The sequence below is a fragment of the Ruegeria sp. K3 genome (assembly GCF_056531845.1).
The window spans coordinates 582,203-600,315 of the sequence record NZ_JBQFMM010000001.1; the positions used below are offsets into that span (position 1 = coordinate 582,203).

The 18,113-nt window shown below is 57.3% G+C and carries 24 protein-coding genes and 1 tRNA gene; 17 read left to right on the forward strand and 8 right to left on the reverse strand.

The window, feature by feature from the left end; translation table 11 throughout:
* Positions 1-115 precede the first annotated feature (115 nt).
* Positions 116-238, reverse strand: coding sequence for a hypothetical protein (locus ACR0MP_RS02835; RefSeq protein ID WP_255612047.1), 123 nt, complete (start codon positions 236-238; stop codon positions 116-118).
* A 68-nt stretch (positions 239-306) separates the two neighbouring features.
* Between ACR0MP_RS02835 and ACR0MP_RS02840 the strand changes: the two genes are divergently transcribed.
* The 6 genes from ACR0MP_RS02840 (at position 307) to ribD (ending at position 3,859) form a co-directional block, all read left to right on the forward strand.
* Positions 307-732, forward strand: coding sequence for a thiol-disulfide oxidoreductase DCC family protein (locus ACR0MP_RS02840; protein WP_480759038.1), 426 nt, complete (start codon positions 307-309; stop codon positions 730-732).
* The gene (locus ACR0MP_RS02845; protein WP_170734774.1) at positions 722-1,276 is read left to right on the forward strand and encodes a DUF4166 domain-containing protein; all 555 of its coding nucleotides are present in this window, start codon (positions 722-724) and stop codon (positions 1,274-1,276) included. The genes ACR0MP_RS02840 and ACR0MP_RS02845 overlap by 11 nt, the downstream gene beginning before the upstream one ends.
* A 77-nt stretch (positions 1,277-1,353) precedes the next feature.
* A complete protein-coding gene (locus ACR0MP_RS02850; protein ID WP_480885769.1) occupies positions 1,354-1,755 on the forward strand; it encodes a hypothetical protein in 402 nt (133 codons plus the stop codon).
* Between the two features lie 6 nt (positions 1,756-1,761).
* Positions 1,762-2,172: a secondary thiamine-phosphate synthase enzyme YjbQ gene (locus ACR0MP_RS02855; protein ID WP_170422324.1), complete on the forward strand. Its 411-nt coding sequence runs from the start codon at positions 1,762-1,764 to the stop codon at positions 2,170-2,172.
* A gap of 119 nt (positions 2,173-2,291) precedes the next feature.
* Complete coding sequence (gene nrdR, locus ACR0MP_RS02860; protein ID WP_039534475.1) at positions 2,292-2,762, forward strand: transcriptional regulator NrdR; 471 nt, start codon at positions 2,292-2,294, stop codon at positions 2,760-2,762.
* Positions 2,759-3,859 (forward strand): bifunctional diaminohydroxyphosphoribosylaminopyrimidine deaminase/5-amino-6-(5-phosphoribosylamino)uracil reductase RibD, encoded by a 1,101-nt coding sequence (gene ribD / locus ACR0MP_RS02865; RefSeq protein WP_255612049.1) that lies wholly within the window; start codon positions 2,759-2,761, stop codon positions 3,857-3,859. Before nrdR ends, ribD begins: the two co-directional genes overlap by 4 nt.
* Before the next feature lie 3 nt (positions 3,860-3,862).
* On the opposite strand, the gene ACR0MP_RS02870 is transcribed toward ribD, so the two are convergent.
* The 3 genes from ACR0MP_RS02870 to ACR0MP_RS02880 all read right to left on the reverse strand — a co-directional run bounded on the left by ACR0MP_RS02870 (position 3,863) and on the right by ACR0MP_RS02880 (position 8,376).
* Positions 3,863-5,860, reverse strand: a complete 1,998-nt coding sequence (locus ACR0MP_RS02870) for a capsular polysaccharide biosynthesis protein (protein WP_480885771.1) — start codon at positions 5,858-5,860, stop codon at positions 3,863-3,865.
* 3 nt (positions 5,861-5,863) lie between these two features.
* Complete coding sequence (locus tag ACR0MP_RS02875; protein WP_170396306.1) at positions 5,864-6,997, reverse strand: polysaccharide biosynthesis/export family protein; 1,134 nt, start codon at positions 6,995-6,997, stop codon at positions 5,864-5,866.
* A gap of 80 nt (positions 6,998-7,077) precedes the next feature.
* Positions 7,078-8,376 carry a capsule biosynthesis protein gene (locus ACR0MP_RS02880; protein ID WP_480885773.1) on the reverse strand — a complete coding sequence of 433 codons (1,299 nt, stop codon included), beginning with the start codon at positions 8,374-8,376 and terminating at the stop codon, positions 7,078-7,080.
* Between the two features lie 140 nt (positions 8,377-8,516).
* Here ACR0MP_RS02880 and ACR0MP_RS02885 point away from each other — a divergent pair, with 140 nt between their 5' ends.
* Entirely contained in the window at positions 8,517-9,104 is a 588-nt protein-coding gene (locus tag ACR0MP_RS02885) for a riboflavin synthase (protein ID WP_170612455.1), read from the forward strand.
* A 3-nt stretch (positions 9,105-9,107) separates the two neighbouring features.
* On the opposite strand, the gene ACR0MP_RS02890 is transcribed toward ACR0MP_RS02885, so the two are convergent.
* Positions 9,108-10,163, reverse strand: coding sequence for a phosphatase PAP2 family protein (locus ACR0MP_RS02890; protein ID WP_480885775.1), 1,056 nt, complete (start codon positions 10,161-10,163; stop codon positions 9,108-9,110).
* A gap of 319 nt (positions 10,164-10,482) precedes the next feature.
* Here ACR0MP_RS02890 and ribB point away from each other — a divergent pair, with 319 nt between their 5' ends.
* From ribB to ACR0MP_RS02910, 4 genes are read left to right on the forward strand one after another with little or no spacing between them, the layout of a single operon-like run.
* On the forward strand, positions 10,483-11,604 hold the full coding sequence (gene ribB / locus ACR0MP_RS02895) for a 3,4-dihydroxy-2-butanone-4-phosphate synthase (RefSeq protein WP_480885777.1): 1,122 nt from the start codon (positions 10,483-10,485) through the stop codon (positions 11,602-11,604).
* Positions 11,605-11,606: 2 nt separating this feature from the next.
* Complete coding sequence (locus ACR0MP_RS02900) at positions 11,607-12,158, forward strand: 6,7-dimethyl-8-ribityllumazine synthase (RefSeq protein WP_170396313.1); 552 nt, start codon at positions 11,607-11,609, stop codon at positions 12,156-12,158.
* Positions 12,155-12,637: a transcription antitermination factor NusB gene (nusB, locus tag ACR0MP_RS02905; protein WP_480885779.1), complete on the forward strand. Its 483-nt coding sequence runs from the start codon at positions 12,155-12,157 to the stop codon at positions 12,635-12,637. Before ACR0MP_RS02900 ends, nusB begins: the two co-directional genes overlap by 4 nt.
* 59 nt (positions 12,638-12,696) lie before the next feature.
* The gene (locus ACR0MP_RS02910) at positions 12,697-13,002 is read left to right on the forward strand and encodes a hypothetical protein (protein WP_170403312.1); all 306 of its coding nucleotides are present in this window, start codon (positions 12,697-12,699) and stop codon (positions 13,000-13,002) included.
* 215 nt (positions 13,003-13,217) lie between these two features.
* Here the strand turns inward: ACR0MP_RS02910 and ACR0MP_RS02915 are convergent, their stop codons facing one another.
* Both ACR0MP_RS02915 and ACR0MP_RS02920 read right to left on the reverse strand, forming a co-directional pair.
* Entirely contained in the window at positions 13,218-13,643 is a 426-nt protein-coding gene (locus ACR0MP_RS02915; RefSeq protein WP_170626627.1) for an SRPBCC family protein, read from the reverse strand.
* Complete coding sequence (locus tag ACR0MP_RS02920) at positions 13,640-13,960, reverse strand: metalloregulator ArsR/SmtB family transcription factor (protein ID WP_170396321.1); 321 nt, start codon at positions 13,958-13,960, stop codon at positions 13,640-13,642. Before ACR0MP_RS02920 ends, ACR0MP_RS02915 begins: the two co-directional genes overlap by 4 nt.
* 117 nt (positions 13,961-14,077) lie before the next feature.
* Here ACR0MP_RS02920 and ACR0MP_RS02925 point away from each other — a divergent pair, with 117 nt between their 5' ends.
* Entirely contained in the window at positions 14,078-14,497 is a 420-nt protein-coding gene (locus tag ACR0MP_RS02925) for an MmcB family DNA repair protein (protein WP_480436653.1), read from the forward strand.
* On the opposite strand, the gene ACR0MP_RS02930 is transcribed toward ACR0MP_RS02925, so the two are convergent.
* On the reverse strand, positions 14,494-14,682 hold the full coding sequence (locus ACR0MP_RS02930; protein ID WP_170396325.1) for a DUF6324 family protein: 189 nt from the start codon (positions 14,680-14,682) through the stop codon (positions 14,494-14,496). The two genes, ACR0MP_RS02925 and ACR0MP_RS02930, sit on opposite strands and share 4 nt — an antisense overlap.
* A gap of 78 nt (positions 14,683-14,760) precedes the next feature.
* Between ACR0MP_RS02930 and ACR0MP_RS02935 the strand changes: the two genes are divergently transcribed.
* The 5 genes from ACR0MP_RS02935 to ACR0MP_RS02955 all read left to right on the forward strand — a co-directional run bounded on the left by ACR0MP_RS02935 (position 14,761) and on the right by ACR0MP_RS02955 (position 18,111).
* Complete coding sequence (locus tag ACR0MP_RS02935; RefSeq protein WP_170403306.1) at positions 14,761-15,243, forward strand: GNAT family N-acetyltransferase; 483 nt, start codon at positions 14,761-14,763, stop codon at positions 15,241-15,243.
* A gap of 47 nt (positions 15,244-15,290) precedes the next feature.
* Positions 15,291-15,367: transfer RNA gene (locus ACR0MP_RS02940), tRNA-His, on the forward strand.
* Between the two features lie 92 nt (positions 15,368-15,459).
* Positions 15,460-16,479, forward strand: a complete 1,020-nt coding sequence (gene dusA / locus ACR0MP_RS02945) for a tRNA dihydrouridine(20/20a) synthase DusA (protein ID WP_170403303.1) — start codon at positions 15,460-15,462, stop codon at positions 16,477-16,479.
* Between the two features lie 28 nt (positions 16,480-16,507).
* Positions 16,508-17,332 (forward strand): sulfite exporter TauE/SafE family protein, encoded by an 825-nt coding sequence (locus ACR0MP_RS02950; protein ID WP_480885781.1) that lies wholly within the window; start codon positions 16,508-16,510, stop codon positions 17,330-17,332.
* Positions 17,326-18,111, forward strand: coding sequence for a hypothetical protein (locus tag ACR0MP_RS02955; RefSeq protein ID WP_170403300.1), 786 nt, complete (start codon positions 17,326-17,328; stop codon positions 18,109-18,111). The genes ACR0MP_RS02950 and ACR0MP_RS02955 overlap by 7 nt, the downstream gene beginning before the upstream one ends.
* Positions 18,112-18,113 lie beyond the last annotated feature (2 nt).

Genomic DNA, 18,113 nt, shown 5'->3' on the forward strand with positions numbered 1-18,113 from the left:
GTTACCCTAGCGGCAAACCGTGGCAATGCGCCAGCCTCGGTGCTGATACCCAGGAATTGACCGCAACTCACAAAGATATGGCAGAAATGGCCATGTCCGTAGCCTTGGCCAATAGCTACATGACCGGTGTTGTCGGGTCAGCGCCTTTTGGGGAAAAGGTCAGAGCCTGAGCGAGCGGTCCACCAAGCCGTTTCAACGGGTTCCCCGGCACGCCCCTCTCATTCTTCTGGTCAGTCATGTCGCATTGCTGCGGCGCATTCGACGTGACAGCATCACGGGGAACCTTTTGTTATTTCTTGATCTCTCGTGGCTGATGATCTTTCCATCGATACAGATTTGATCGTCTTCGACGGTGAATGCGTGCTGTGTTCAGGGTTTTTTCACTTCATGTTGCGCCATGATCGAGATCAGAAATTTCTATTTGCAACTGCGCAGTCACCGCTTGGGCAGCAGCTTTATACTCTCCTGAACCTGCCGACAGACGAATTTGAAACCAATTTGGTGATCGTCAAAGGAAAGGTGCACCAAAATCTCGACGCATTTGCCGCTGCGATGCGTGCATTATATGGTCCGTGGCGGGTATTGTCCTTGTGTCGATACCTGCCGAGGTTTCTGAAGAACCCGCTGTACCGGATGATTGCCCGTAACAGATATGCGCTATTTGGGCGGCGGGATGAGTGCCTAGTTCCTGATCCTTCTCTCAGATCGCGGTTCGCCCAAGATGGATTCTGATCGTGATCCATTCCTGCAGGCGCTGGGTATAGATGAAGCTGTGCCTGGATTGGTCAGGGATTTGCACAGCGGGGAAGGTCGCTACTCTGGTCGATGCAGCATTCAGCGTGGCCGAGGCGTTTTGGTCGCTCTGGCACTTCGCATCGGGCGATTTCCACCTGCGGGCGAAGATTTGCCGGTCACCCTTACGATCCGAAAGTCCGGCGCATATTGGCAATGGGAACGGGATTTCGCAGGCCACAAAACGCGTTCACGGATCACTTTTGATCCGCTGTGTGGCATGGTGCGGGAACAGATCGGCGGGCTGACAATATGGTTGCAGCCGGCGAGAACTGATAAGGGGCTGACCATTGAGATCCGCCGCCTCGCTTTGTTTGGCATTCCGTGTCCGGGGTTTCTTTTGCCACGTTCCGGATCGACCGAGGCTGAGGACGTACAATTGAGGTTTCGCTTTGACATTTCGGCGAAAGCACCGGGATTGGGACACCTGATCCGCTATCAGGGATGGTTAGAGCCTGTTCACGAACCACGTGGGTCAAGCTGACATGATCGTTAGTTCGCTGTGCTGACGATGGCGACGCACTAGTCTATATTTCACATGGAAACAGGAAGATGGTCACGATGAAACAGACAATACTTTGCGCATTTGCAGCACTGCTTATGACCAGCTCTGCGGGCGTTGTCGATGCAGCGCCGAACGGTTATCGAACAGAACCGATGAGCGGCACAGACTTCGAGGTCATTCCAAGGACACGTCAGGATATTGATGGATATTGGTGCGCCGCTGCTGATTTTGCCCGCCGGAAATTGGGTGCTGGGTGGCAGCAACAAATCTACGTTCTGCGCGGCTACGGCCCCAGCGTGACAACGGGACGCCGGACGGCGGTACAGTTCACACTGAAACAACCCGCCAATGTCCCGCAGAAAGGCAGCTTTTCGGTCACAGCCGGGTTCCAGCCGGGTGACAGCATGTCGGTACAGGGCGCAAATGCACGGTGCGGCGTCCGTCCGTTTATCAATTGACCTGCGATGCAGACAGAATTCTCGATCCAGACACAGGGCGTGGGGCTCTATGAGATTACCGCCCCTGTGCGCAGTTGGCTGAGGCCGGTTTCGGACGGTTTGCTGACGCTCTTTGTGCGCCACACTTCTTGTTCGCTGCTTATTCAGGAAAACGCCGACCCCGAGGTGCAGACTGATCTGCGCGCATTCTTTGAACGGCTGGTGCCGCAATCGGATCATCCGTCGATGGCTTATCTGCGCCACACCTATGAGGGGCCGGACGACATGCCAGCCCATATCAAGGCCGCGATGATGCCTGTATCGCTGTCGATACCGGTGTCAGATGGGGTACCTGCGCTGGGCACATGGCAGGGGATATATCTGTTTGAACACCGCAACGCGCCGCATGAAAGAAAGGTCGCTGCGCATTTTGGGTGACGCTTTATATTGGGGTGGAAAATTCCGACTACCCAAACCCTAGAGGCTGTCCTATAGTTGTGGATAAGTAAGCCGCAGCGCTTACAAAAAGTGGCCAGCTAGGGACGAGGAGACGGCGGATGCGCTGCCCGTTTTGCGGAAATATCGATACTCAGGTCAAAGATTCACGCCCGGCAGAGGATCATGTCGCGATCCGCAGACGGCGGTTCTGCCCGGCCTGCGGCGGACGGTTCACCACCTATGAACGCGTGCAACTGCGTGATCTGGTCGTCATCAAAACCAACGGTAAGCGCGAAGACTTCGACCGCGACAAGCTGGAACGCTCGATCCGTATTTCGATGCAGAAGCGGCCCATTGATCCCGATCGGATTGATCAGATGATCTCCGGTATCGTGCGCCGTCTTGAAAGCATGGGGGAAACCGATATCCCTTCGAATAAAATCGGTGAAATTGTAATGGAAGCGCTGGCCCGGATTGATACGGTCGCATATGTTCGCTTTGCGAGTGTGTACAAGAATTTCCAGGCGGCCGATGATTTCGAGGAGTTTGTCCACGAGTTGCGCCCGCCGCAACCTTCGACGGATGAGTGAGCGATACAGATAAGCGATATATGGCGCTGGCCCTATCATTGGGGCGGCGCGGCCAAGGCACCTGCTGGCCGAATCCGTCCGTCGGGTGTGTCGTCGTGCGCGATGAACGCATCGTTGGTCGCGGCTGGACGCAGCCCGGGGGTCGTCCGCATGCAGAACCTATGGCTCTGACGCAGGCGGGTAAGGCCGCGCGAGGTGCCACCGCCTATGTCTCGCTTGAACCCTGTTCACACTACGGAAAGACGCCGCCCTGTGCCGAAGCGCTGATTGCGGCCGGTGTTACCCGTGTGGTCTCGGCGATCGAAGACAGCGATCCTCGGGTCGCAGGGCAAGGGTTTGCCATGTTGCGCGAGGCCGGGATTGAGGTCACCACCGGTGTTCTGGCGGAACAGGCAGCACGCGACCACGCAGGGTTTTTCCTGAAAACCGAGCAGGGCCGCCCGTTTGTGACTTTGAAACTGGCCAGCAGCTTTGATGGACGGATTGCTACGGAAACCGGGCACAGTCAGTGGATCACAGGTCCAAATGCTCGCCGCGCGGTGCATGCGATGCGTGCGCGCCACGATGCGGTGATGGTTGGGGCAGGGACAGCGCGCGCCGATGACCCGTCGCTGACGGTTCGTGATCTGGGCGTGCAGCATCAGCCGGTGCGCGTGGTGGTCTCGCGCCATCTGGATTTGCCCTTGATGGGGCAACTTGCGCGAACCGCGTCCGATATCCCTGTCTGGCTCTGTCACGGCCCCCATCCAGACCCCGAGCGTGCGCGTGCGTGGGAGGGGTTGGGTGCCCGTCTGATCCCTTGTGCGCTGGATGGTCATCACGTGGATGCGGCTGATCTGTTGCAGCAGCTTGGGCAGGCCGGATTGACGCGTGTCTTTTGCGAAGGCGGATCAGCATTGGCTGCATCTTTGCTAAAGGGCGATCTGGTCGATGAGTTGGTCGGTTTTACAGCGGGGCTGACCATCGGGGCCGAAGGTCTGTCCGCGATCGGGGCTCTGAGGCTTGATACTCTGGATACTGCCCCCCGATTTGATCTGATCGAAACACAGGTCGTTGGCGGCGATATCCTACATCGCTGGGCGCGCGTGACGCACTAGCCTTCAGCGCCACCAATGCGCATGCGTCGCCAGTGCGCCCTGAAATTTGGACAAGATGCGATTTACGGGTCCGGTAGGGGATGACGTACCCTGCGCAAGCCGTTCGACCGCGATTTCGACGGGGCAGTTCTGTCCTGTCACCGGATCGAGATAGCGCGGGTAGTCGATCAGCGTTGCGTGCACCAATCCCATCAACGAAGGCCGCACGCCACGTCGCGCAGGCACTGCCCCCAGATCCGTTGTCAGCCCCCAACCGGCGTAGAACGGTGCGCCGAGTGTGGTGACCCGGACGCCGCGCAGCAAAGCCTCGAACCCCAGCAGAGAGGTCATAGTCCAGACTTCATCCACCTGTCCAAGCAGGGTGGCAGGATCGGTGCCTTCTACAATGACATCGGCCAGATCAGTTTCGATCTTGCCGTCGCGCAGACCAGCTTCGACATCCGGATGAGGTTTATAGATCAACACAGCGTCGGGATTGGCCTCGCGCGCCGCGCGCAGCAGATCGAGATTGGTGCGGATATTGCTTGTTCCCAGCCGGATCGAGGCGTCATCTTCTACCTGACCTGGCACCAGAATACGATGCCCCGTCGGTAGGTCCGGGGCGGGGTGGCCGATGTTGTACTTGCTTAGGCCCTCGGTCAGCAGCCGGGCTGTCAGCCGCTCGGCGCGGAGCCTCTGATCAGGGCGCAAGGTTTCGCGCGTGGTGATCCATTCTTCCAGGCGGCTGGGATGCGTTGGATCGTAGTAGATGCCGATATCATCGGTCACCAGCGACAGCGGTGGAACCAGCTCCGCGCCCAACCCGCGGGATCGTAAAAAGCCATCCTCAATCCGGGTTGCATTCAGCGTCTCACCGGCCCGGCTGGCCCAGACCATATGGGGTTGTTTGGTGTTCTCTGGCTGCTCGGCCACGAAACGCACCTTATGGTGCTGGCCGAAAATGCGTTGCAGGTGGCGGCGTTTCCATACCCGCATCCCGGAGGCGGTCCAGCCTTTGTGGTCCTGCCGCCAGGCCCGGGTTTGCGCCTCAAGCGTATCGAGCACGCATTCCAATTCGCACAGGCGATCATTGTAGGGATCATACCAACGCGGATACAAGATCATCGCAGCTGCAAAAAGCTGCGCCCGCGTAAGATTCCGTTGGCGACGGAGCAGGGGTGCATCATCTTGCGTCAGCCCCCACCCAGCGTAGAATGGTTGCCCGAACACGCGAGGTTTGTGCCCGGCCAATATCGCCTCAAATCCCATCTGCGAGGACAGCGTGTAAACCCCGATGGCCCCTTCAAGCAGCGACCATGGACTTATCGGGCTGTCGAGGATCGATATTCTGTGACTCAGATCCTGATCGGAAAAGTATCCCTTGCGGTGGCCTGCCGTGGTTTCGGGGTGGCTTTTGATGAGGATGCGTGCGCCGGGGTTTTCCTCTTGCGCGATTACCAGCATCTCGCGGAACCGTGCATAGTCGCCGTTGCTTGCGGTGACGGCAGCATCTCCCTGCGTCTGGTCGATCACTAGAACGTAGCCAGGATCGGGAGGCGTCAGATCAAGGTCAAAGGCCGAGTATTTGCTCAGATGCAGCTCTCGGATGCGCGCGATTGCGCCTCGCGCGCGATCCAGCAGGGCGGTGTCATCCAGCGGATGCGTGGCTAACAGAGTTTCCAGATCCGAAGGCACACTCGGATCAAAATGCAGACCCGATCGATCCAACAACAGACCCATGGGTGCCTCACCGCTTCGTCCAGGGTGCAGAGACCGCAGGAACGCGTCTTCGACCCTCAGGACGGGCACATCGCGTTTCTGCGCGATACCCATGCCCCGATGGGCTGTCGGGCTGTTGCCCCAGACCCCGACCAGATCGTCTGGCTGTGGCAGACCAAGCCGGATGTCATACCCGGCCAGAGACAATATACGACGCAGCCGCGACTGTGACAGGAACCCACCGTTGTAAACAAAAAGCCGGGAGCGTTCGCCCCCGGCCGTGTTCTCCGATTCAGAGAGCATTCATCAGTTACCCGTAAGCGTCGCCACATTCGCAAATGGCGTCAGACCTCCAGCAATCAGCGAGACAGATTTGCTCCACTGTGCATATGGGGCCTCGGTGACGTATATCGTGTCATCGTCTCGGATCACGAAATCGCGGGCGATGAACAGGCCATTGGGCGCGGTCAGGTTCAGCAAATAGATCATGCGCTGATCACCCTGTAGCTCGGGACGTCCCATGACATTGCGCGCCACATCCTGCCGTTCCTCACGCAGAACAAAAATACCGGTCGGGTCTGAAGATAGCGGCTGTAGGCCTCCGACCTGAGCCAGCGCCTCAAGGGCAGATAAGTCCTGACTTTCAAAGGCCACGCGGGACTGTCCACCGGTCGAGCCCAGCGCGATGTATGAGCGGCTGTCCTGTTCGACCAGAATGCGATCGCCGCCGCGCAGGGCGATATCGGTTTCCGGGTTGCGGAACAGATCGTCGTACCAGATGGTTCCTCTTTGCTTGCCCCTGATCACAGTGACCAATGCGATATCGGATGCAACTGCCACCCCGCCTGCTTGCGCGAGCATGGTCGACAACGAGCCAGTTGGTCGCTCAATCGGATAGATTCCCGGCGCGCCGATAGTTCCGGTCAGAGAAACGGTCGACCCATCGCCCGGAGTACGCGACACTTGGACCTGCGGATCCGGAGTCTGTTCTTCCAGCTTCGAGGAAATCAACGTGCGGAGCTGTTCGGGCGTATTGCCCGCTGCACGCAGCCGCCCTGCATAAGGAACAAATATGTAACCTTCGCTGTCGACCTGCACCTGATCCAGAACGGTTGCGCCACCGGCTGCGGAACTTAGCAACCCATCCTCGACATTTTCCCAGATGCTGAGGCTCAGAATATCGCCGGGGCGTACGGTATCGGATGCGACGCTTTGCGCGCTGCGGAAGGATTTCGAAAACCCGTATTGCGGAATCACCGATGTGGCCCGCGCAACACGGTCGTCGACCTCAACCACAAAGGCGTTACCCCCGTTTTCGACCGACCCAGCTAGAATTTCGTTTTTGTTCGGTCCGGATTTGGGAAGCTGGCATGCTGCCAGCAGGCCAAGGGTCGCCACAAGGGAAACCCCCCGGATCCATCGGGTAGGAAAGCGCTGCACTGCCGATTTACCTCAATCGTCTTTGTTTTGGGAAGGTTACCCGCATCGCTTCGAAACATCCAGCAGTGGGTTGCCCGCGATCATTCAACAACGCGCAACTGTGGCGTTGTGGCCTCTTTATCGGAGAGTAACCCTTGATAGGGGTCCTGAGCCGATAACATCATTTCAGCCGCCCGCCGCAGCAATTGACGACGCCCTTGGCGAGAATAGAACCCCCCGGGGACTTGGCAGGTTTCCAGAAGAAATTGGCGATAGGCCCGATAGGCCTTGCCGCCCGGGGCATCTGGCTGGGCAAAGAATGCCTCAATCGATTGCCGAGATACGAATTCGGGCTTGTCATAAACCGACTGCCCAAAAATCCGCAAAGGCATGCCACGCCACAGAACCTGCTGGCCTGCCGTGGAATTCACCGTCACAGCGGATTTTGCATCGTCTAGCAACCTGGCCAGCTTACCACCGGGCACATAGTGAATTCGGTTTGTGATGCCGTGCTGTGCTGCAAGCTGGCGCGCCCGCAGCCGCAGCGGTTCACGGTGGTTCTCAAGCGGATGTTCCTTGATGACAAGGTGGTGATGCGCAGGGGCGCCTTTGGCGAATCCGGCGATCACTTGTTCGAGAAACTCGGACATACAGGAAAAATCCGAGTGGTACTGCACCGAACTGTCATGGCCCAATTGAAGCAACACAAGATGGTATGGAAAACCGCTCCACCTGACCTGTGCTGCGGCCCAACCCCGCTGTAGCCTGTGAATGGGCATCAGACTCAGACGTTTGAAGTACAAACGAAACTCTTTCGAAACCGGCAGCTCTCGATGTGGTTGGAATTTCTGATATCTGCGGTTCAGAAACAGCACAAACCAGTGATAGAGCGCCCCATAAAATATGTGCTGGCGCATATCCCCCCAATGGGAAGGCGGTGGGGGCGCATGCCCTTCGGACTGTTCCAGCGCCGTCTGCATCTGCGCCACATCCAGTTCCATCAGGCGTGAGTTTCCGTTCGACCCGTTTCGTTCATAGGTCACCCACCAAGGGCGCAGGTAGCCTTCTTCAAACACATGAACAGTGGTCCCGCGTGCTTTGGCAATCTCAACTGCGCGTGCATGCACGGGCCGGGTGTCGCCATAGAGCACGATATCGGTCACACCATGGTGGGCGAGCAAATCGCTGAAGGTTTCTGGCCAGTCGTCGGGCGCACCGCGATACGGAATATAGCTGGATTTGTCGCCCCAGAAGGCCTGATCACCCGCGTTGAAGCCAACCCGCCAGACCTGGGCACCCGCAGCACGCAGCATCCGACCAAGCGCGTTAAAGAACGGGCCATGCGGTCCTTGTAGAAACAGGAACACACGCCGGTTCGGGCTGTTGGCCAAAGGGATCATGCGGTCTGCTCGTGTGGTGACTTTTGGTGCGTTTGTATAAAATTATGCCTCTTTGTCATTTTCGCGGCAAGGCAGGGCTTGCCGGTGGGGCTGTGTGCCTTTACCTCGGCTGTTGAAGCTAGGTTCAGAGGGTTAATGATATGTTCACAGGGATCGTCACCGATATTGGCACCGTTACCGAACTGGACCAGCAGGGAGACCTGCGGGCACGGATCAAGACAAGCTATGAAACGGCGGGCATTGATATTGGCGCTTCCATCGCAAGCGATGGCGTCTGTCTGACCGTCATTACACTGGGCGATGACTGGTATGATGTCCAGATCAGCGCTGAGACGGTTTCGAAAACCAATCTGGACAGTTGGCAGGTGGGCAAGCGCGTCAATCTGGAACGTGCCTTGAAAGTCGGGGATGAATTGGGAGGGCACATCGTCTCGGGCCACGTGGATGGCGTGGCAGAGGTGGTCTCTGTGATAGACGAGGGTGACAGCACGCGGGTGACATTGCGGGCGCCGGCCAATCTGGCCCGGTTTATCGCTCCGAAAGGGTCCGTCGCGCTGAACGGCACATCGCTGACGGTTAATGATGTGGACGGGTGTGACTTTGGTATCAACTTCATTCCCCACACCAAAGAGGTCACCACATGGGGTGACGTCTCGGTTGGTGATCGCGTGAACCTTGAGATCGATACTCTGGCCCGATACGTCGCGCGACTGGCCGAGATGTCCTGACCTTCAGGTGGAAGGTCTAAATTTGGCCGTCAGCCTCTTGGACAGCCACCAGAAGCATGAAGCCAGCAGGATTGAGACATACCCGTCGATGCCGTAGTGCCAGGCGAGGTGAACCGAGCCTAATAAGATGATGAAGACAAACACCGACAGCGCCCAGCCGAGCCAACGCGAATAGGTGAAGCCGTAGAACGCCAGCAGCACGGTAGAGGCAACATGCATGCTGGGCATCGCCGAGATTCCGCCTGCTAGCCCATTATTCCGATAACCATCCAACAGCATTTCATGCACATTCAGCGCCCAGACCGGGCTGATTTCGTGTGAATTGCGTAACAGCTCTATCTGCGGAACGAAGTCAGAGCCAAGATTGAAGGGTTCGTAGTAAACGGGACCAACCGAGGCAAAGATGGTTGCAATCACGTTGCCGCCTACAAACCAGCACAATGCAAACGCAACCAGAAAAACGGTGCTGCGGTTCGGGTCACTACGGTCCAGACAGGCGACGCAAACCGCAATGTAAATCATGGGAAACCAGATGTGATAGGCGCCATTTATCGCAGTGGTTACGATCGGTGATCCCAAAATGGGCCATAGCAAAGTCCACGGATCGACGCCGCCGTGCAGAAACCGGTCCCATTGTACAAATTGCTCATCCCAGAGTGTCGGATTCACAGCATGTATTTCGTTCTTCAGGAAGGTATAGGTCAGGATAAGAGCGACGATGCTGAGAAAGCAGATAACCGCATCGGTCGCTTTTTCAACATCTGCCATCTTGGATTGCAGATCTTGCAACATCCATTGAATTGGCTTTTTGGGTCGCACAACGAACATGGCAACGCCAAGTCGCCAAAGAACGAAATTTGCGAACATGAAACCAAGCAGACGAACTGAGATGACAATCAGGGAAGAGGTCGAAAAATCCCAATATGACCGTCCTACATAGATGCTAACGGCAATGGCATAGACCATCTGCAGTGCAATGAGTGATAGCAGCAGCCTGTTTCGCCGAAGGGCGTTTACACGCACGAAATTCGCAGCGGGCAGATCAGCGGTCTTAGACACTGGGCTCAAATTCTCGTCTAGCTAGGACATTATACAATGACTGGTGCCCAGGATATCAGGCGATCCAAGGGCCCAATTGGGGCAATTTGTGGACAAAGTTCACGCAACCGGCCTAAAGGTTCAGCTATTGGCAACAATGCGCAGAAAAGGCCTAAGTCAAAACTGGCGCATAGGATTGGTAAACTGAGTTGGCACCAGATTTCATCGCTGGCCCTATAGCGCTGGGCATATCAATCTATCTCGCAGTGCTTACAGGCTGGTCTTTGCGTCCACTCTGGTCTATCCCGCCATTCAAACCCGTTGTGCGAAAGGCTGCCCTATGAGTTTTGAAACCCCCGGACCGGTAGAGGCCCAATTGCGCGAGGCGATCAGTCCGATTGAAGAGATCATCGAAGAGGCCCGTAAGGGCCGGATGTACATTCTTGTGGATCACGAGGACCGCGAGAATGAGGGTGATCTGGTGATCGCGGCCGAGTTCGCTGACGCGGAGGCGATCAATTTCATGGCGACCCATGGGCGCGGGTTGGTCTGCCTGCCGATGACGGCTGAACGAATCGATAGTCTGGGGCTGCCGATGATGGCGGTGAACAACTCGTCGCGTCATGAGACAGCCTTCACCGTGTCTATAGAAGCCCGCGAGGGAGTTTCGACGGGAATATCGGCCGCTGATCGCGCACTAACGGTGGCGACCGCGATCAACGAGCAAAACACTATGGCTCACATAGCGACCCCAGGCCATGTCTTCCCCTTGCGCGCCAAAAGGGGCGGGGTATTGGTGCGGGCGGGGCATACCGAGGCCGCCGTTGATATCTCGCGTCTTGCCGGGCTGAACCCCTCGGGCGTGATCTGCGAGATCATGAAGCCCGATGGCACAATGGCGCGCCTACCTGATCTGGTCGCCTTCGCCAAAGAGCATGACATGAAGATCGGCACGATCAGTGATCTGATCGCCTATCGCTCGCGTAACGACAATCTGGTGGTTGAAACTTCGCGCGAGTCAGTGAATTCCGAATACGGTGGCGAATGGGAGCTGCGGATTTTCACCGACCAGACCCACGGTATCGAACACGTTGTCATGATCAAGGGCGACATCACAACGCCCGAGCCGGTCCTGACCCGGACCCACGCCCTGCATGAAGCGCCCGATATTCTGGGTCTTGGCCCGAAATCTTCACGAGAGCTGCCCCGCGCGATGGAAAAGATCGCCGAAGAGGGGCGCGGCGTCGTTTGCCTTTTCCGTCAGCCGCGAAATTCGCTGTATGCCGCAGACGACGAAGGCCCGCGCACGATCAAGCAAACCGGTCTGGGTGCGCAGATCCTGTCCAAGATGGGTATTCAGGAACTGGTGTTGCTGACAGACTCGCCTGAAACCGTATATCTGGGGCTCGACGCGTTTGGACTGTCAATCGTCGGCACCCGCTCGATCCTCAAGGAAGACTGATAATGGCTGAAAAAGACAAACATGGCATTCTGCCGACTCCCAGCTTCGACAAGCCGGTGAAACTGCTGCTGGTGGTGGCTCCGTTCTACCGTGCCATCGCTGACAACATGGTCGCTGGTGCCAAGGCCGAGATCGAGGCCGCAGGCGGAACCTGCGACGTGGTCGAAGTGCCCGGTGCGCTGGAAATCCCAACCACTATCGCCATGGCCGACCGCCAGTGTAACTACGACGGCTATGTCGCGTTGGGCTGTGTCATTCGGGGCGAGACGACGCATTATGAAACCGTCTGCAACGACTCTAGCCGTGCAATCCAGTTGATGGGCCTGCAGGGCCTGCTGATCGGAAATGGCATCCTGACTGTCGAAAACGACGAACAGGCCGAGGTACGTGCAAACCCCGAAAAGATGAATAAAGGCGGTGGAGCGGCGGCTGCGGCCTTGCATCTGATCGCGCTCAGCCGTAAGTGGGGCTCTTCCAAAAAGGGCGTGGGCTTCAAGCCACCGTCCGAGTCCATCCTTGTGGCGGGCGACAGCAACGGACCCACGACAGCATGACCCAGACAGACGCGCCGAAACCGGCCAACCAGAAACGCCTTATGAAATCCGCCGCCCGGCTTTATGCCGTGCAGGCACTGTTCCAGATGGAGCAGTCGGGCCAGACGACTGAACAGGTTGTGAATGAGTTTCTGGATCATCGGTTTGGCGCGGTCTACGAGGGGGATGAGATGCTGGATGGCGATATTAGTGTCTTCCGCAAGTTGGTGGATGACGCCGTGAACTATCAGGCCACCATCGACCAGATGACCGATCGTGCATTGGTCGCCAAATGGCCTATTGCGCGCATCGATCCGACCCTGCGCGCTGTGTTTCGCGGGGCCGGGGCTGAGTTGACCCAGAGCGACACGCCGCCAAAGGTCGTGATCACCGAATTCGTCGATGTCGCACGTGCGTTCTTCCCGGAAGGCAAAGAGCCCAAATTCGTGAACGCTGTGCTGGATCACATGGCGCGCGAAGCCCAGCCCGAGGCGTTCTGACGCCTTTACCGCGACCCTGCATGCGCTAGACTCACCATCACAGCGCAAGGAGGTTCGCCATGCCCAAACTGGTCCGTCTCTACATTACGCAAGTCATCTGGGGCTTTGTGATCTCGGCCGTCTTTGTCGGGGTGCTGCTGGCGCTCAACGTGGCCAATCTACGGCATCTAATCACCAGTTCGGAAATTGGTCTGATCGCGTTGGCCATGATCTGGTTCATGAACGGGATCGTCTTTGCGGGTGTGCAGTTCGCCTATGCTATCATGAGCATGGCTGAGAAGCCGAACAAACCACGTGGTGGAACACCGATTGCTCATGGTTTGAAGCCTGCGCCGATCAAACAGGAAGTGCGCGCAGGGCGCTGATTTATTAGGTAAATATGTGGCGGGACCACCAGTCAACCGTGCGGTTTGATTCCCGAGGACCTGTATGTACAGGTGGGCGCCAGGTAATCAGGCCAGGACCTGAACAGAGCCAGCCCCCTCGGAATTGCTTAAGGCCACCAGAATGCTACCTGTCACAAGAAGGGCAGAACCCGCCACGGGCCTAAGTAGGGCCTGAAGCAGGTTCGCACAAGGGGTTAAGCATCAACAGTTTCGTGCAATGCGGTGCGCATCTTGCCGAAATGTTCATCCCATCCGTCATCCAGCGAAAGGATCAGGCCAAAGGCGTCAGCCCCTTGAGGTAAGCCCTCGTGCAGCAGTCCAAGGCGTGTACCGCCGGCGACGGGTTCCAGCGTCCACTTGACCACACTTTCGGCGCCGCCCATCGGTTTTATGGTGAATGTATATTCAAGATACTCTGGACGTCTCGCTTCACGCACTTCACCCCAAATCAGAAGGTCGCCACTGGTCGTCCCGAACATCTCAAGCTTTTGTCCAGCAGCAAGGGGACGTTCGGGTTTGTGAAACCACTCGGCCAACCGGTCGGGATCAGTCAAATAGTCCCAAACGACTTCCGGTGTGGCGCGGAGAAAGATTGTTTTCTGCAAAACTGCGTCTGTCATTTCTTATTCCCTTCGATAGCTTTCTTCAGATTTGCGAGGCGATCATCCCAGAACCGGTCGAAGTAGCTGAGCCAGTCCAGAACCGGAGCCATTCCTTTGGGTTCAAGGCGATTGATGCGTTCGCGTCCACGAGCTTCGACGGTGATCAATCCTCCGTCGGACAAAACGGTCAGATGCTTTTTGACGGCCGCGCGGGTCATGTCGAAACGTTCGGTTAGTTGAGCGATCGTCATATCCTGCGCTGCTAGCATCTGAACGATGTCGCGGCGGGTCGGGTCCGCCAGGGCGCGAAATGCGTTTTGGGTCTGTGTATTCATCGGGCACCTCTTATTAGATACCATTTGGTTTCATATTATTGCGATACCAAATGGTACTATGTCAAGCTGCTTGATTTTTGTTCATGAATTGTTCACATTCTCGGAATGACACTAATTATGCAGCCTGGACAGAAGCTGGCCCGTGGTGTTTCGCGTCACTTGTTGACCCACGGCTATGTTTCGATTGAAGAATTTGTCCCTACCCGAGGGCTGCGGGTCGATGTGATGGGGTTGGGCCCAAAGGGTGAGATTTGGGTGGTCGAGTGTAAATCCAGCCGCGCCGATTATCAGTCGGATTCCAAATGGCAGGGCTATCTTGACTGGTGTGACCGATTCTTTTGGGCGGTTGATACGGATTTCCCGACCGAGCTTCTGCCTGCGGAAACAGGCTTGATCATCGCTGATGCCTATGATGCCGAAATCATCCGTATGGGGCCAGAAAGCAAGCTAGCCCCGGCGCGGCGCAAAAAGATGGTTCAGAAATTCGCGATGGATTCTGCACGTCGGTTGCAGGCTTTGCGCGACCCCAGGGTTTAGCTTTTGATGGCGCGCGCGGCTTGGGCTGCGGCGCGGATTTCCTCGGCGATTTCTTCGGCCTCTTCGGGGTCGAAATCCATTGGAATCTCAATACCGGCACCTTCAATGAACAGCCGCACCATACCATGATCGGTGGGGCCGATCTGCAGGTTCGCTTCGATATCGCGTTCGGTATTGATGCTCATGTTCGCCTCCGGGAAATGCGCTTTGGTGCTAACGCGCGATGGGTTGAGAATCAAGCCGACTATGGGTTCAGATAGGGCATGGAGACGGCAACGCTCAGACCTTTCCGCGCCGAGGATGCGCCGTGGCTGGTTGAACAGCATGGAGTGCTTTATTCCCGCGACGAAGGGTTTGATGACAGTTTCGGCCCGCTGGTTGCCCGCATTCTGACGGAATTCATCGCGGATCACGATCCAACTTGCGAACAAGGCTGGATCGCCGAGTGCGACGGGGATCGTTTGGGTAGTATTTTCTGTGTCAGGCTGGATGATCAAACCGCCAAGCTGCGGTTGTTTCTGCTGCTGCCCGAGGCTCGTGGACAGGGGCTGGGCAAGCGGCTACTGACTGCCTGCATGGGTTTCGCCCGCGACGCAGGATATCGCCAGATGGTGCTGTGGACCCATGAGAGTCACGCCGCCGCTTGCGGGCTGTATCGTGCGTTTGGGTGGGAGCTTGTCGACAGCAAGCCGGTGCATTCCTTCGGTGTCGATCTGGTCGAACAAAGCTGGCGAATTCAGCTTTAATCCCCTTGCAATCCCCGTACGCCTTCGCTAAATCGCCCCTCACAAGTGCCGCCTTAGCTCAGTTGGTTAGAGCGCTGGATTGTGGATCCAGAGGTCCCCTGTTCAAGCCAGGGAGGCGGTACCATCTCCCAAAACCCAAGAACGGTTTGCCGGTTGCAGGTCTTTCTGTATACCCGGTACTTGGCGAAAGCTGCGTTCCGATGACATGAGCAAGATATGCCGGATAAGAAACCTGTAGACATCCGTAGAAGTGCGAGACTGTCTGTCGCGCCGATGATGGATTGGACCGACAAGAATTGCCGGTTTCTGCATCGTTTGCTGAGTTCTGAGACCTTGCTTTATACTGAAATGGTCACAGCGCCTGCTTTGGTGCGCGGCGGCGCGCTGCATCTGCTGGACTTTAATCCTCAGGAGCACCCGGTTGCGTTGCAGCTAGGGGGTTCTGACCCGCAGGAATTGGCGCAGGCGGCCATGCTGGGCGCTGAAGCCGGATATGACGAGATCAACTTGAACTGTGGGTGTCCGTCTGACCGGGTGCAATCAGGGACATTTGGTGCGATATTGATGCGCGCACCCGAAAAGGTCGCGGAATGCGTTGCGGCGATGCGCGAGGCAGTGAAGGTCGAAGTCACGGTGAAATGCCGTATCGGTGTTGACGAACAGGAACCTTCAGAAGTGCTACCTGCTTTCCTCGACCAAATTCGCGAGGCCGGATGCCAACGTGTCACGATCCATGCGCGCAAAGCTTGGTTGCAGGGGTTAAGCCCGAAGGAAAACAGGGATATTCCACCGTTGGACTATGGTCTTGTGCACCGGATGAAGGCTGATTTTTCGGACATGCACATCTCGATCAATGGTGGCATTACGTCGCTTGCTCAGGCGCAACAGCATCTGGAGGCTGGGCTTGATGGTGTCATGATCGGTCGTGCCGCCTATCACCAACCGACAGATATTCTGGCGGCTGCGGACCCGTTGATCTTTGGAACGGGCAGTGTCGCGGATCCCATTGAAGTGGTGCAAAATATGCTGCCCTATGTCGAGGCGCATCTTGTCGACGGTGGTCGATTGCACCAGATCACGCGGCACATGCTGGGCCTGTTCGCGGGGCGTCCCGGTGCGCGGGGATGGCGGCGGATGCTCTCCGAAGGTGCTGTGCGCGAGAATGCCGGCCCAGAAGTGATCCTGCAGGCTCTGGACTCTGTCGCTGCGCTATCGCAGGTGGAACAGGTAGGCTAAGACGGCTTCGAGCCGCTATGGGGGAATGATGCCCGAGACGATGTTGCTGGCCCAGATGCTGGGCCTTTTGCTTGTGATCGGCGCTTTGGCCGGGGTGTTGGCTGGGCTTTTGGGCGTTGGTGGTGGAATCGTTCTGGTGCCCGCGTTTTTCTATGCGTTTCAGACACTTGGATATGGCGGGCCTCAGCTGATGCAGCTATGCCTAGCAACTTCGCTGGCGACGATCATTGTAACGTCGATCCGATCGGTTCTTAGCCATAACGAGAAAGGCGCGGTGGATTGGGGCATCCTGCGCGGCTGGGGGCCAGGCATAGCGGTGGGTGCGGTGATCGGTGTTCTAGTGGCTTCAGCTCTGAGGACAGAGTTTTTGCAGGCGCTGTTCGGCATGCTTGGCATGGTCATCGGCGTCTATCTTGGTTTGGGAAAATCCGAGTGGCGGTTGGGGGATGCAATGCCCAAGGGATTGCGCCGCGCTGTGCTTTCGCCTTCGGTCGGGTTTCTGTCGGTACTGATGGGAATTGGCGGGGGCAGTTTCGGTGTTCCGCTCATGAGCCTTTATAACACTCCGATCCACCGGGCGGTTGCGACCGCAGCGGGCTTTGGCGTGATCATCGCTGTACCGTCGGTGCTGGGTTTCTTATTTCTCAACATCGCTCCGGAGCATCGCCCGCCGCTGACCATTGGCGCGGTCAATCTGGTGGCTTTCGGTATCGTCGTTGCGATGACTATGATCACCGCCCCGTGGGGCGTTAAGCTGGCGCATGCGATGGATCCGAAGCCGCTCAGGCGGGTCTTCGCGGTATTCCTTACACTGGTTGCTCTGAATATGCTGAGAAAGGCGTTGGGGTGGTAGCGACGTTTTACGAGCTAGGTTGGGTAAAGTTTCCTTATGATGGAGCGTTGGCGGATTGGGTGGCGCACGCTCTTCCCACTGCGCGTGCGTCCGTCAGCGATCCGGCTCATGCAGCTTGGCACGATTGCGATGGCACGTGGTTCATTGGCGTTGATGCACTGGACAATGATGCGCAGGGCAGGGTCGCGGGTTCGCCTGCACTGGCGGGCGCGGCCATCGAACTGGCACATCAGCAGTTTGGATCGATTGATCTGCACAAAGGGCAGGTGTCGGTAATATATCCGGGCTACCCTCAACCCCGGCGTGGCGAAAGCGAGGCTGCGGCGCGGTATCGTGCGCGGCGAGATGCGGCGCATGTGGACGGGCTCAAGCCAGCTGGCCCTGATCGACGACGGCGGGTGGATGAACCTCATGCCTGGATATTGGGTATCCCACTTACCGAGGCCAGTGTGGACGCAGCACCAATGGTGCTGTGGGAGGGAAGCCACAAAATCCTCGGCGATGCTTTTCGGTCCGCGATGAAGAAGGTGCCGCGGCATGAATTGGGCGAGGCCGATATCACAGATGTCTATCAGGCTGCGCGCCGCGAAGTATTCGAGACCTGTCCGCGCCTCGAACTACCAGCACGCCCAGGCGAAGCCTATCTGTTGCACCGCCACTGTCTGCATGGTGTTGCACCATGGGGTCCGAATGCCAGCGCTGGACCGGATGGACGGATGATCGCCTATTTCCGCCCTCAGTTGCCTGGTGGTGTAGCGCAATGGCTCGAATCCCCGTAACC